At 60.5% G+C, this 13,624-nt stretch carries 15 protein-coding genes; 12 read left to right on the top strand and 3 right to left on the bottom strand.

Going from position 1 to position 13,624, the window contains the following annotated elements:
- The first annotated feature begins 40 nt into the window (after positions 1 to 40).
- Positions 41 to 505, top strand: coding sequence for a flavin reductase family protein (locus tag SIC17_RS00830; protein ID WP_412546098.1), 465 nt, complete (start codon positions 41 to 43; stop codon positions 503 to 505).
- Here the strand turns inward: SIC17_RS00830 and SIC17_RS00825 are convergent.
- Entirely contained in the window at positions 487 to 2,808 is a 2,322-nt protein-coding gene (locus tag SIC17_RS00825; protein ID WP_412546097.1) for a penicillin acylase family protein, read from the bottom strand. The genes SIC17_RS00830 and SIC17_RS00825 overlap by 19 nt on opposite strands.
- 61 nt (positions 2,809 to 2,869) lie before the next feature.
- On the opposite strand from SIC17_RS00825, the gene SIC17_RS00820 reads away from it, so the two are divergent.
- The 3 genes from SIC17_RS00820 to SIC17_RS00810 are packed head-to-tail and all read left to right on the top strand — an operon-like array spanning position 2,870 to position 4,894.
- Complete coding sequence (locus tag SIC17_RS00820; protein ID WP_291895546.1) at positions 2,870 to 3,736, top strand: NAD(P)-dependent oxidoreductase; 867 nt, start codon at positions 2,870 to 2,872, stop codon at positions 3,734 to 3,736.
- Positions 3,729 to 4,265: a hypothetical protein gene (locus SIC17_RS00815; protein ID WP_291895545.1), complete on the top strand. Its 537-nt coding sequence runs from the start codon at positions 3,729 to 3,731 to the stop codon at positions 4,263 to 4,265. The genes SIC17_RS00820 and SIC17_RS00815 overlap by 8 nt, the downstream gene beginning before the upstream one ends.
- Entirely contained in the window at positions 4,265 to 4,894 is a 630-nt protein-coding gene (locus SIC17_RS00810; protein WP_412546096.1) for a trimeric intracellular cation channel family protein, read from the top strand. Before SIC17_RS00815 ends, SIC17_RS00810 begins: the two co-directional genes overlap by 1 nt.
- Here SIC17_RS00810 and SIC17_RS00805 read toward each other — a convergent pair.
- On the bottom strand, positions 4,884 to 5,357 hold the full coding sequence (locus SIC17_RS00805; RefSeq protein ID WP_412546095.1) for an N-acetyltransferase family protein: 474 nt from the start codon (positions 5,355 to 5,357) through the stop codon (positions 4,884 to 4,886). The genes SIC17_RS00810 and SIC17_RS00805 overlap by 11 nt on opposite strands.
- An 866-nt stretch (positions 5,358 to 6,223) precedes the next feature.
- Entirely contained in the window at positions 6,224 to 7,204 is a 981-nt protein-coding gene (gene hemB, locus SIC17_RS00800) for a porphobilinogen synthase (RefSeq protein WP_412546094.1), read from the bottom strand.
- Positions 7,205 to 7,469: 265 nt separating this feature from the next.
- Here hemB and SIC17_RS00795 point away from each other — a divergent pair, with 265 nt between their 5' ends.
- The 8 genes from SIC17_RS00795 (at position 7,470) to SIC17_RS00760 (ending at position 13,623) form a co-directional block, all read left to right on the top strand.
- Positions 7,470 to 8,606 (top strand): isobutyryl-CoA dehydrogenase, encoded by a 1,137-nt coding sequence (locus SIC17_RS00795; RefSeq protein WP_412546093.1) that lies wholly within the window; start codon positions 7,470 to 7,472, stop codon positions 8,604 to 8,606.
- 11 nt (positions 8,607 to 8,617) lie between these two features.
- A complete protein-coding gene (locus tag SIC17_RS00790; RefSeq protein WP_412546092.1) occupies positions 8,618 to 9,043 on the top strand; it encodes a hypothetical protein in 426 nt (141 codons plus the stop codon).
- A complete protein-coding gene (locus SIC17_RS00785) occupies positions 9,036 to 9,494 on the top strand; it encodes a hypothetical protein (RefSeq protein ID WP_291895536.1) in 459 nt (152 codons plus the stop codon). Before SIC17_RS00790 ends, SIC17_RS00785 begins: the two co-directional genes overlap by 8 nt.
- Before the next feature lie 3 nt (positions 9,495 to 9,497).
- Complete coding sequence (locus tag SIC17_RS00780) at positions 9,498 to 10,568, top strand: enoyl-CoA hydratase/isomerase family protein (protein ID WP_412546091.1); 1,071 nt, start codon at positions 9,498 to 9,500, stop codon at positions 10,566 to 10,568.
- A gap of 24 nt (positions 10,569 to 10,592) precedes the next feature.
- Positions 10,593 to 11,486 carry a 3-hydroxyisobutyrate dehydrogenase gene (mmsB, locus tag SIC17_RS00775; protein ID WP_412546090.1) on the top strand — a complete coding sequence of 298 codons (894 nt, stop codon included), beginning with the start codon at positions 10,593 to 10,595 and terminating at the stop codon, positions 11,484 to 11,486.
- 67 nt (positions 11,487 to 11,553) lie between these two features.
- Positions 11,554 to 12,045 carry a transcriptional regulator LdtR gene (gene ldtR / locus SIC17_RS00770; RefSeq protein ID WP_291895531.1) on the top strand — a complete coding sequence of 164 codons (492 nt, stop codon included), beginning with the start codon at positions 11,554 to 11,556 and terminating at the stop codon, positions 12,043 to 12,045.
- Positions 12,046 to 12,156: 111 nt separating this feature from the next.
- Positions 12,157 to 13,386, top strand: coding sequence for a 5-aminolevulinate synthase (gene hemA / locus SIC17_RS00765; protein ID WP_412546089.1), 1,230 nt, complete (start codon positions 12,157 to 12,159; stop codon positions 13,384 to 13,386).
- Positions 13,387 to 13,398: 12 nt separating this feature from the next.
- On the top strand, positions 13,399 to 13,623 hold the full coding sequence (locus SIC17_RS00760) for a DUF6898 family protein (protein WP_291895527.1): 225 nt from the start codon (positions 13,399 to 13,401) through the stop codon (positions 13,621 to 13,623).
- The last annotated feature ends 1 nt before the right edge of the window (position 13,624 follow it).

Here is a 13,624-nt window from a genome sequence, read left to right as displayed (position 1 = left end):
GTTAAGGTCAGGTTTCCGAACCCGCATTGAGGGCAAATTCGTGATTAACAGCCGGGATTTCCGCAATGCGCTCGGGCGCTATCCAACGGGCGTAGCCATTGTCGGTGCGTTCGTGGATGGCGAGGCGCTGGGCATGACGATCAATTCCTTTGCTTCGGTTTCGCTTGATCCGCCGCTGGTGCTCTGGTCGATCGAAAAGAACTCCGAACGCTGCTCGATTTTCGAAGCTGCGCCGTATTACGGCATTTCCATCCTCGCACACGACCAGTCCCACCTGGCCCATTCCTGTGCCCAGGATGCAGACTTCAATGCCTGCGAGATCCGTTGGGATGGTGACAAGGCCCCACTCGTCCATGACGCCGTCGCGACCTTCCTGTGCAAACCCTATGCGGTCTATGCGGGCGGTGACCACGACATCCTGGTGGGCGAGGTCATCGAGATGACAACCCCGCGTGATGTGGCAGCGCTGGAATTCTATCGCGGCAATTACGGCGTGGCCGGGTAAAGCCTCAGCGTTTCGCTGCCCTCCGGCGCGGATGCCGGGGTCCAGTCGGTGCGGATCTGGATGTAGTCGCCACGTCCCCATTGCGGGGCCAGATCATCATAATGCTCTGAGAGGAAATGCCCTGATTGCCCGGTCGTGATCATGTAGAGCGAGCTGTCGAGGTCACCCAGATCATAAAGCGCCCGGTAGGATGCTGCATGGACCACGGCATAATCGCCGCGCCGCCAGCTGTGATGCGCGACATTCACCGTTGAACCGTCACCGGGGATGGGGGTCTCGATCGTGAAGAGACCGGCCAGCAGCGGGATGTCAGAGAAGGGCGCATGGGCATGGCGCGCATAGTGCACATCGCCCCATTGCCAGGCCGCGATATCGCCGCCCATCTCCTGCACCAGCTCGGCCATGGCCGCATCCAGGGTCGGCCCCAGCAGGTCATCGCACGCGCCTTCGCCTGTCTCGACATCTGCACACCAGTGCGCTGCATCACCCAGCAGTACATCTTCCATGAATTGCTGCCGGTAGCCGACCCAGCGATCCGCCTGGTCGCCCAGCTCATCATTGTAGATTGCCGGGCCAAGATGCTGCATCCAGGCCGAGAAGATCAGCGGCTGGGGGATATCGATCGCCATGTCCGCATCCCACTCGGCAAGCAGCGCGATGGCGCGCTGGCCCTCCGGTGATTGCGGTGTCGCGGTGAGCAGAACAGGCAGGAGATTGCGCGCGATCGTCGAGACTGTGTCGTATTGCAGCGCGGCCATGCTTTCCATGGTGTGCTGTTCACGCGCCTCGATGCCTTCATAGATCCGGGTGATGCGGCTGACCCCATACCAATCGCTGGTAAGGTAGTGCGGATAACCGTCAGGGATGATCTTGTTGTTGGCCGTCGCGATGAATCCGCGCTCCGGATTGCGCGTGTGCGGCAGTTCCTCGAACGGGATGGTGTCGACCCAGGCGCCGGACTCGTCGCGGACCGGGATGCGGGCCGGGGCGTAAAGGCCGATATCGCCGTCCACCGCCGCAAAAACCATGCTTTGCTGGGGCGCGATGAAGCCGCGCAGCGCATTGACAAAATCATCCCAGTTTTCGCCGCTGAGAATGCGCATGCCGACACCGGCGGTCGTATCATCGGGTTCATCCAGCATCCATTGCAGGGCCAGGAAGTCTGCGTCCTCCGGCACGGGATAATCGAAATGTTCCGGATCCAGCACCGGGCCGGTTGCGGTGGTGCGGCGGGTGATGGTGACAGCGTCGCTGAAGCGAACCTGGATGATTTCCTCGCGGCTGTCGATCACGGCGTCTTCGGTCACGGCGTGCAGGTCACCGACATCGGGCGCGGTATTGGTGAACCCCCAGGCCATGTGATCATTGCGGCCCAGCGTTACAAAAGGCGTGCCGGGCAGGGTGACCCCGACCGTTGAGCCTTCCGGCGTCGTCAGCCGGGTCAGATACCAGATCGCCGGTGCGCGCAGGCCCAGATGCGGGTCATTGGCCAAAATCGGATGGCCGCTTTCGGTCAAACGCCCGGACACGACCCAGTTATTGGAGCCGTCACGGGCTTCCTCATTCGGGCCAAGCGTGGGGATGGCCTCATCGTATTGCGCGTCCGGAGTATCTTCCAGACCGAGATCGGCCATGGACAGGGAGCGCGGGGTTTCATCCGGGTAGCGGCCCATGAACTGGCGCGCCTGCTCTTCGCCGAGCTGCTCGATCAAGGCGTTCAATCGGGGCTCTGAGAAGGCATTGCCGAACAGGTCCAGCGCGATGGCCTTGTAGACGGTCACCGTGTCGCCGGGCGTCCAGGCTTCCGGCTCGAACATCAGGATCTGGTATTCCGGCGGGGCGACAAAACCGGGCGCTGAGATAACGGCGTTGACGCCATCAGAGTAAGCCTGCAGCGCGCCTTGAACATCCGGCGGAAGATTGGCTACGGCCGTGTCCGCGGCTTCGCCCAGCCCCATGGTGCGAAACCAGATATCGCTCTCCAGCCCGGCTTCCCCGAGAAACTCCGAGAGGCGACCGCGCAGTGCGCGGCGGGTGATTTCCATCTGCCAGAGGCGGTCCTGCGCGTGGGCGACGCCAAGGGCGTAATACGCATCATGGGAATTGCTCGCGAAGATATGCGGCACCGCATGTTCGTCACGGACGATCTGGGCCTCGGCGCGCAATCCGGCCAGCTCTAGGCGGCCAGAGGTTTGAGGCAGGGACGCGTACAGACGAATCACAAAACTGAAGGCCAGCAATGCCAGCAGTGCTAGGATGATGCCGGCAGCCCAGGCTGCAAAGCGCACAATCGAATTCGTCATGATGTCTTGCCCCCCCTTGCGGCACACACTAGCAAGTGAGTGAAAGCGATGGGAGGGCAAGATGGCAAGCTGTACTTTCCTTGGGCTCGGCGTGATGGGGTATCCCATGGCCGGCCACCTCAAGGCAGCAGGACATGACGTCACCGTTTGGAACCGCACGGGTGCAAAGTCACTGGCCTGGGCGGAGGAACATGGCGGTCAGGCCGCGGACACTGTCGAGGCTGCTGTTGCGGATGCGGACCTCGTCATGATGTGCCTGGGCGACGATCCCGATGTGCTCGCGATTGCCGAGCAGGCCATTCCGGCGATGAAGCCCGGCGCCATCCTGATTGATCACACAACAGCATCCGCAGAACTTGCCCGCGAACTGGACATGGATGCGCGCGATGCCGGAATCGGTTTCATCGATGCGCCGGTCTCCGGTGGTCAGGCCGGCGCCGAGAACGGTCAGCTGACCATCATGTGCGGCGGCGAGCCGGATACCTTCGCCCGCGCCGAACCGGTCATGGATGCCTACGCCAAGGCGATGTCGCTGATCGGTCCGGCGGGATCGGGGCAATTGGCCAAGATGGTCAACCAGATCTGTATCGCCGGTGTCGTCCAGGGGCTGTCGGAAGGTCTGCACTTTGCCAAGCGCGCGGGCCTTGATCCGGAATTGGTGATCGGCGCGATCTCCAAGGGCGCGGCCCAGTCCTGGCAGATGGAAAATCGCTGGGAGACGATGGTCGCGGGCAAATTCGATTATGGCTTTGCCATTGACTGGATGCGCAAGGATCTTCGCATCACACTTGAAGAAGCTCGTCGAAATGGCGCCAGGCTGCCGGTCACCGCGCAGGTGGATCAATTCTATGGCGATGTTCAGGAGATGGGCGGCAATCGCTGGGATACGTCCAGCCTGATCGCCCGCCTGGAGAAGCCCGGTGAGTGATCCCGCGGGTAAGGGCGAATACGGTCGCTATATCGAAACTGACAAGGTTGCGATGGGTGTTTGGGTGCGTCTGGTGAAGCTTTTCGTGACCTGGAAACTGATCTTCTTTGCCGGAACGAGGAAGCGGACGTGGATGCAAGCCTCCAACGACCAGCTCACGATATTGACGCGATCGAAGCATTGGAAAGTCGGGCTCGGCCTGTTGGGCGGGCTGAGCGATGGGCAGGTCGACTTCCTGCTGGAGTATGCGCGTTTGAACGCAGAGCGAGTGGAGCGGGTCTTTCGGACGACGGCACTGTTGCTGATCACGATCCCCGTCGGTGCTATTGTTGCCATTAATGAAGTTTCCCCAACGCTCATGGAAGATCTCGGATTCGGAGATGAACCGTTTTTCATAGGTCTGATGACCGGTTGGGGTGTCGTGGTCGGATATCTCATGCTGGTGGCCTGGCGGTCACGCGACCTGGTGGATTTCATGGCGTTTGAGGTCGCGCGGCGCAAGTTGGCGAACACCAAGACCACTCAATGATGAGCATCGATCTCCTCTTTGCTATCCTGGACTATGCCGGGATCGGGTTTTTTGCCTATTCCGGCGGCATGCTGGCCGCGCGCAAGTCCCTGGACCCGTTCGGAGCGGCCATTGTCGGTGCTGTCACGGGCATGGGCGGGGGGACGTTGCGGGACATCCTGCTGGGCGCACTGCCGGTCTACTGGATCGACGAGCCGAGTTATCTGGGTCTCGCGCTTGTGGGCGCCTTGCTGGGTTATTTCACCTCGCCTTGGGCGCAATCCCTGGCCTCGCGGCGGATCGTGCTGAACTGGGCGGATGCGGTGGGGCTGTCCGTCTTTTGCGTAATCGGTGCCCGGGCTGGTCTGGCCGCCGGTGCCCACTGGTCAATCGCGCTTCTGACCGGCGTGATGAGCGCGGCCTTTGGCGGACTTATTCGCGATATCATCGTCAATGATGTGCCGCTGGTGCTGAAAGAGGACATCTATGCCCTCGCAGCGCTGGCCGGTGCCGGTGCCTATGTGGCCGGCCTGTCGCTGGGCCTGCCGGTGGAATGGGTGACGCTGGGCGCAGCCGCTCTGGCACTCGTCCTTCGCGGCTGCGCGATCGTTTTCAAATGGTCATTGCCTGCGATGAAGATCAGCGACTGATACGCTGCTTCCCCATCCGAACCATGGGAATGCCGACCTCCGGCATCGGATATTCCGAGACCGCTTGCCAGCCGTGTTTGCGGTAGAAATTCACCGCCTGGGCATTATCCCGAAAACTCTCCAGCTCGATGGTCCCGAACGTGTCGAAGAGCAGACGCTCGCCATGCTCCAGCAGGGCTTCGCCAATGCCTTTGCGGTGATGGTCTACGGTGACCATCATCAGGTGGATTTCATTGTCCTTGATGGCCACCGCGCCGACCGGTTCTTCGCCCCGCTCTGCCACCCAGAGAAACGCGTTGCGCTCGGTATAGTATTTGGGCACCGCACCGGAGGCGATGTAGCCCTCGACCGCATCCGACCCGATCACTTCGGCGTGTTTCTGGCGAATGGTCTTGTAGGACAGGGCGGTCAGCGCATCGACATCATCGAGAGTGGCCGGACGCAGGGAAATTTCAGATTTCAAATTCGCATTCAATGTCTTGTTCCTGACATGAGAAAACACTGCGCTCACAAGGCGGGCGCGTTAATCAGTTCTCGAAAAGCCCGCCACAATGGCGGGCACGTCAGGACTCAAGAGTCATAAAATCTCCGTTGAGGGGCCGATGTCGCATGGATGCGGGACAAGGGCAAGGCAGTCTTATCTTCCCCCACGGGGAAGTGCCGTAACGAAGTGAAGGCGAAGGGGGCGAGCGTAGCGAGCTGACCTCCGCGCTGACGCGCTCCGGCCCCTCCGACGGCTACGCCGCCACCTCCCCGGTGGGGAGGATAAGTGGCGTTTCGTCATCCCGGCCGGATGCCCCGACTTGATCGGGGCGGAGAGCCGGGACCCATGGGTATGCCGGCGAGGATCCCTGATCTGCGCCCGGCTCGCTTCGCGTCCGGGCCTTCGTCAGGGATGACAAACTATGATGATGTTCGGCAATTTATCTTCCCCTGCGGGGAAGTGCCGAAACAAAGTGCAAGCGAAGGGGGCGAGCTCAGCGAGCTGACCCCCAGGGATAAGGGCCCCTCAGAACGTAATCACGCAGTCTACTTTCGAACCTTGTAGGTTTGGAGGGCTCCGGCCAACACCAAATACGCAAAGACGACAACAATATAGATTGCAATGGCGAAATCGGGAAAGCGGGCCATGGCGAACGCCAATCCGTATATCAGTCCAAACCCGATCAGGATGATCGTAAAGCCATGGGTGCGTTTCAGTCGAGCTCCGCATGACCTGCACTGCGTTCCAAACAAATTGAAGAAACCACGAAGCCCAAATCTGTGTCGCTGAGATCTTGGGATGGGCGTTCCACAATTGGGGCAGTCCAAATGGGACCGGTCCATTGGTTAGCCCCCCAGCGCCCGCGCCGCTCTTGGCGCAAAATAGGTGATGATGCCGCTGGCACCGGCGCGTTTGAAGCTCATCAGGCTTTCCAGCATGACGCGCTCACCGTCGATCCAGCCGTTCTGGGCGGCGGCCTGGATCATGGCGTATTCGCCGGAGACCTGGAAGGCATAGACCGGGACGGCGAAGTTTTCGGTGAGGGCGTGGACGATATCCAGATAGGGCAGGCCGGGTTTGACCATGACCATGTCGGCGCCCTCGGCGATGTCGAGTTCAACCTCGCGCAGGGCTTCGGCCGCATTGGCGGGATCCATCTGATAGGTCTTCTTGTCACCCTTGAGGGCGGCTGCTGAGCCGATGGCCTCGCGATAGGGGCCGTAAAAGCCCGACGCGTATTTGGCAGCATAAGAGAGGATCATCGTGTTGTGATGGCCGTGGCTTTCCAGCGCCTCGCGGATGACGCCGATGCGGCCATCCATCATGTCGGAGGGAGCGACGACGTCACAGCCGGCTTCCGCCTGTAACAGCGCCTGACCGACCAGCATTTCCACCGTCGCGTCATTGGCGACATAGTCTCCGTCCAGCAATCCGTCATGACCATGCGTGGTGAACGGGTCGAGGGCCACGTCACAGATGACACCGACATTGGGCGCGGCATCCTTGATGGTCTTGATCGCCTGGGGGATGAGCCCGTCCGGGTTGAGCGCCTCGCTGCCCTCGTCATCCTTTTTCGAGGGATCGATGTGCGGGAAGAGGGCGATGGCCGGGATGCCAAGCATCTCCGCATCCTTCGCTGCGGTTGCCAGTGCTTTCAGGGACAGTCTTTCCACACCTGGCATGGCGGCCACGGGTTCGACCGGATCAGCTGTGTCGGAAACCACCACCGACCAGATGAGATCATTCACCGTCAGTGTCTTTTCCTGCACAAGGCGTCGGGACCAGTCAGCCTGGCGGGTACGGCGAAGTCGTGTGGAAGGATACATGTCGATGTCCGGCGCGGTTGTGATTCAGTGTTCTGGTAACTGGATACGGGATCAGGGGATAGTGTGGCAAACCCGCTCAGGTGCCTGGCCGCAACTTCCTGAACAGATCATGCGTATTGTGCAGCGCAGCGGAATAGCTGTTTCCCGTCGGGGCTAATGGCAGCGTCGTTATGCCGGATCGCGCCCATGCAACAAACGAAACTTGCCCCGCGGGTCAAGCCGCGATAGCTCTCCGCCCAACGCAAGCAAATCATGGAGCGCCGCCGTGCACTTCTCTCTCACCGAAGACCAGTCCCTGATCCGCGATATGGCGCGCAAATTTGCTGACGACCGGCTCAAGCCGAACGCAGCGCATTGGGATGAAGAGAAGATTTTCCCTGTCGATGTGATGCGCGAAGCCGCCGAGCTGGGCTTTGCCGGAATTTACACGCGCGAGGATGTGGGCGGTTCCAACCTGACCCGCCTGGATGCGGCGCTGATCTTTGAAGAGCTGTCGCGCGGCTGTGTCGCGACAGCGGCCTTCCTGTCTATCCACAATATGTGCGCCTGGATGATCGACACCTGGGGCAATGAGGAACAGCGCCAGCGTTTCCTGCCGGGCATGATGACCATGGACAAGATCGCGTCCTACTGCCTGACAGAGCCGGGTGCCGGTTCCGACGCGGCGAGCCTGCGCACCCGTGCCAAGCGTGATGGCGATCATTACGTGCTCAATGGTTCCAAGGCGTTCATTTCCGGCGCGGGTACGTCTGACTATTACGTCGTGATGTGCCGCACCGGTGATGATGGTCCCAAGGGGGTCTCCACCGTCGTGGTCGAGAAGGACACGCCCGGTCTCAGCTTTGGCGCGAACGAAAAGAAAATGGGCTGGAATGCCCAGCCGACGCGCGTCGTCACGTTTGAGGACTGCCGCGTCGCGGTCGCCAACCGTCTCGCCGATGAGGGCATGGGCTTCACCCTGGCGATGAATGGCCTCAATGGTGGCCGTATCAATATCGGTGCCTGCTCGCTGGGCGGTGCGACCGAGGCGTTCGAGACTGCCAAGGAATACGTCCACACCCGCAAGCAATTCGGTCGTGAGCTGGCCCAGTTCCAGGTCACCCAGTTCAAGCTGGCCGACATGGCGACCGAGCTCGATGCCTCGCGCCTGATGCTCTATCGCGCGGCAGCGGCACTCGATACCAAGGACCCGATGGCGGCGCAGTATTGCGCCATGGCCAAGCGGTTTGCGACGGACACCTGTTTCGACGTCGCCAACCAGGCCCTGCAGCTGCACGGCGGTTACGGTTATCTGAAAGACTATCCGCTCGAGCGCATCGTGCGTGACCTGCGTGTCCACCAGATCCTTGAAGGCACGAATGAAATCATGCGAGTGATCATCGCCAAGCAATTGACCGCATAAAGGAGAGCGCCATGGGCGAAGAGACCGGGGCCAGCGAGCCAAAGAGCTTTGACACCACCCTGGAGGCCTTCGCCCAGGCCTGTGCCGATGCGGAAGAGGGCATTGTGCCCGAACAGCCCATGGTCGGGATCGTTCTGGACGCCAAGGACGAGTTCGGCGCTGATGAACCCATGTCCGTGGAAGAGGATGGCTGTTTGCGCCTGACCCTGCGTGTCGCGTCCAATGATGGCGGTTTCATCGCGCTCTCCAAAACGACCTATGCGCCCAAGCAGGACGTAAAAGTCGGCGATCTGGTCTGCTGGGTCCCGCTCAAACACGAACCCGCCCTGGCCGAACAGGCCAATGATGATCGTTTCGGCTGGATCGGCCTGGTCTTCGCCACCCTCGAACCGGAATGGGTCGAGGATGAGTGGGCGCTGAGGGAGTTTTATGAGTGACCTGCTGACGGTGACCAGCAGTGGTCGCCGCAACTGGCTGTCATGGCTGGTCGCTGAAGAGGTTTATGCTTCTGGGTCTGATCGAGCGCGTTTGATCCGTTTGCGTCATTCATTCCAGCCTGCCGTCGCCCCGCTGGCGGATGAGTTTACGCATTCGCATTGGCGAGAGGTCCCCCTGGACGAAGCGAGGCTTCTGGCAGCGGACCGGGCCAAGAAAGGGATCGCCTATAACTCGTTTGCTCTGCCGAGGCGTTTGTTGTCCCATCCACGGGTGAACAGCTTTTTTGCTGATTTCTCGGACGCGGCACGTGCCTTTACGAACTGGGGAGAGATCATCGGGGGTGGATGTAGTGGCGGCTGGCAACCTTTCACGCAATCCACTTTCGACCTCGCCGTTGGTGTAGTAGACGGCAAGAAAATTGGAATCTTCTGCATCGAAGACGAGGACTGAACCTTGACTGACGAACCCGAAATCATCGCCCGCAAGACCGGTCAGGTTGGCCGGATCACGCTCAATCGTCCCAAGGCGCTCAACGCGCTGACCCACCCGATGTGTCTGATGATGATCGAGGCGCTGGAGAGCTGGCGTCATGATGACGATGTCAAGGCGATCGTCGTTGATGGCGCGGGCGAGAAGGGGTTCTGTGCGGGCGGGGATATCCTCAAACTGCATGACAGCGGCAAGGCCGGCAATGATGATGCCTGGCTGTTCTGGCGCGACGAGTATCGTCTCAACACGCTCATTTTCCACTATCCCAAACCCTATGTGGCGCTGATCGATGGCATCACCATGGGCGGCGGTGTTGGCGTCTCCGTACACGGCTCCCACCGTGTTGCAGGCGACCGCACGATGTTTGCCATGCCGGAGACCGGGATCGGTTTCCACCCGGATGTGGGCGGGGCCTATTTTCTGCCGCGTCTGGCTGGCGAGATCGGCACCTGGATGGGGCTGACGGGCGCTCGCCTCAAGGCTGCTGACGCGGTCGCATCGGGCCTCGCGACCCATTACTGCCCGTCCAGCCAGTATGATGCGCTGGTGGCGGCTCTAGAGAGCGCAGATCTTTCCGATGACGACGCGCTGGAAGTCCTGCTCGAAGAATTTTCCGGAGATCCCGGTGACAGCGACCTGGCTCATACGCGCGGCCTGATCGATGCAGCCTTTGCCGGCAATCGGGTCGAGGAGATCATTGCGCGCATCGAGGGCGCCGGTGATGGCTGGTCGACAAAACAGGCGAAAATCCTGTCGTCCAAGTCCCCGGCCGCGTTGAAGCTCACGCTGGCGGCGCTGCGAAAGGGCGCGGACCTGTCCTTTGAAGATGTCATGCGCCAGGACCTGCGCGCTTCGAGCTGGTGCCTGAAGGGCAAGGATTTCTATGAGGGCGTACGCGCCGTCATCATCGACAAGGACAATGCGCCGGTCTGGGATCCGTCCACGCTGGCCAGCGTCAATGACAATGATATCGCCGAGGCTTTTGAACCCCTCGACGCAGACCATGAAATGACCTTCCTGGGCGACGACGCTTAAGGACAGGCAAGGGGAGAATACGAGATGGCGACGATCGCATTTATCGGTCTAGGCAATATGGGCTCGGGCATGGCAGCCAACCTGGTCAAGGCCGGCCATGATGTGAAGGCGTTTGACCTGTCCGACGCCGCTGTGGCTCAGGCGGTGGAGCAGGGCGCGTCAGCCGCAGGGTCCGCAACGGACGCCGTTGCCGGCGCGGACGCCGTGGTCACGATGTTGCCCGCGGGCAAACATGTGCGCGCGGTCTATGAAGGCCAGGTCTTCCCGGTCGCGGCGCCGGGTACGCTCTTCCTGGATTGCTCCACGATTGACGTCGACAGTGCGCGCCATGTCGGTGGTGCGGCCGTCGACAAGGGATTCAAGTTTGTCGATGCGCCGGTCTCTGGCGGTGTCGCAGCGGCCACGGGCGGCACGCTGACCTTCATGGTCGGTGGTTCCGCAGACGATTTTGCCGCCGCCGAGCCTTTCCTGCAGGCGATGGGCAAGGCCGTGATCCATGCCGGTGATACCGGTGCAGGCCAGGCCGCCAAGATCTGTAACAACATGCTGCTGGCCATCACCATGATCGGCACGTGTGAGGCCTTCGCACTGGCGGACAAGCTGGGTCTCGACCAGCAGAAATTCTTCGATATCTCGTCCAAGGCCTCCGGCCAGTCCTGGTCCATGACCAGCTATTGCCCGGTGCCGGGTCCGGTCCAGACCACGCCGGCCAATAACGACTATCAGCCCGGTTTCGCCACGGCGATGATGCTGAAGGATCTCAAACTCGCCCAGGATGCGGCCCAAAGCGCCGGTGCATCCACGCCGCTGGGTGCCCAGGCCGAGGCGCTCTATGCCATGTTCGACAATCTGGGCGGTCGTGATAAAGACTTTTCAGGTATTTACGAGCTATTGATAGGAAGTTGGGGTAAAAATTAAGCGGTTTTTAGAGCTTTGCGTTTAGCGTCCCATCCAAAGATCAAAAAGATCGGGTGGAGTACAGACCATGGCATTGGCTGAAAGCGTAACGCCGCAGGCAGGACCGCAGGCAGAATATCTCGAACTTCTTCAACTGGTGGAGCGTTTGCATCGCCAGCTTCTCGATGTTGTCAAGGACGAGCTGGACCGCGAAGGGCTCGAGGATGTGAACAGCGTGCAGGCGCTGCTGTTGTTCAATATCGGTGACCAGGAGCTCACTGCGGGCGAATTGAGGACGCGTGGCCATTATCTGGGCTCCAACGTCTCCTATAATCTCAAGAAGCTCGTGGATGCCGGTTACATCCGCCACGAGCGTTCTTCCACGGATCGTCGGTCTGTGCGTGTCAGCCTGACCGAAAGCGGTCATGCGGTGCGCGAACAGCTCAATGAACTCTTTGCGCGCCAGGCCGGATCCCTGCATCCGGTGGGTGGTGTGGAAGGCGAGACGCTTCCGACCGTCAATACAGCGCTCACACGGATCGAACGTTTCTGGTCAGATCACATCCGCTTCCGGATGTAAGTACTGCAAAAAAATCAGGGTGCGGCGCTTCGTCCATTCGCAGGAGCGCCGTTAACAGTTTATACCGAGACTCAGTTCCCACTGAGCGGGACAGACTGTTACGAGGCCCCCATGGATTACCAAGCCGCATTTGGATCAGCTGTACGTCGCGTCAAGGCGGAAGGCCGTTACCGCGTCTTTGCCAATCTCATGCGCAAGAAGGGTGATTTCCCCAATGCTCGCTGGCGCACACCGGAAGGTGATGTCCGCGATGTGACGGTCTGGTGCTCCAATGATTATCTCGGCATGGGGCAGATTCCCTGCGTCGTGGAATCGATGAAAGCCGCGATCGACGAAGTCGGTTCAGGCGCTGGCGGCACCCGCAATATTTCCGGCACCACGCATTATCATGTCGAGCTCGAGCACTCGCTCGCCGACCTGCACCAGAAAGATGCCGCACTTCTCTTCACCTCCGGCTATATCGCCAACGAAGCCACGCTGGCGACGCTGGGCAAGATCCTGCCGGGTCTGATTATCTTCTCCGACGAGCTGAACCACGCCTCGATGATCGAAGGTGTGAAGGGCGCGCGCTGTGAGAAACATGTCTGGCGGCACAATGATGTCGAGCATCTGGAAGAATTGCTCAAGGCCGCTCCGATTGATGCGCCAAAAGTGATTGCCTTCGAGAGTGTCTATTCCATGGACGGTGACATCGGTCCGATCGAGGCCGTGTGTGACCTGGCTGAAAAATACAATGCGCTGACCTATCTCGACGAAGTGCACGCAGTGGGCCTTTACGGCTTGCGCGGCGCCGGCATCGCCGAGCGGAATGGTCTTATGCATCGTGTCGACATTATCGAGGGCACTCTGGGCAAGGCGTTTGGCGTAATGGGCGGCTATATCGCCGCGGACGGCGCTATCATCGATGCGATCCGTTCCATGGCACCGGGCTTCATTTTCACGACGGCACTGCCTCCTTCGCTGGCCGCCGGAGCCCGCGCAAGCGTCGAATATCTCAAATCATCCAATCATCTGCGCGAGAAACACCAGGAACGCGCGGCGACGCTGAAACAGCGCCTGGCCGACGCCGGTTATCCTGTGATGCCGTCCGTGACCCATATCGTCCCGGTCAAGGTTGGCGATCCGGTTCTGTGCAAGCGCATCACCGATCGTCTGCTCGCGGATCACGGCATCTATGTGCAGCCGATCAACTATCCCACCGTTCCGCGGGGCACCGAGCGTCTTCGACTGACGCCGACACCGTTGCATACGGATGAGATGTTTGATCAATTGATCACGGCGCTCGACGTGGTCTGGGAAGAGGCGTCTGCGGAAGGCCAGGACGGCCTCGCCACCGCCTGATCGTGAGGCTGGATGGGCGGCCACGATATCTATCTTGAAATTGTCGGGATCGGGAACGCAGTGCGTGTCGCTGCGGTTGACGGTGTGACCGGTGACGAGGTCGTCTTTCAGGTGCCTGAAAAAACTTCGCGGGCGGAAATCGAGCGCCTGGCCGTCGCCAAGCTGAAATGGAAACAGGACAAGGACGCCAATAAAAAACGGCCGGGTTCGAAGCCCGGCCGCGGTATTACTGCTTGAA

The organism is Maricaulis sp. MIT060901 (genome assembly GCF_047123815.1).
In the GTDB taxonomy this organism is placed as follows: Bacteria; Pseudomonadota; Alphaproteobacteria; order Caulobacterales; family Maricaulaceae; genus Maricaulis.
The sequence above is the reverse complement of the archived record's forward strand: the minus strand, read 5'-3'. Positions and strand labels throughout refer to the sequence as shown.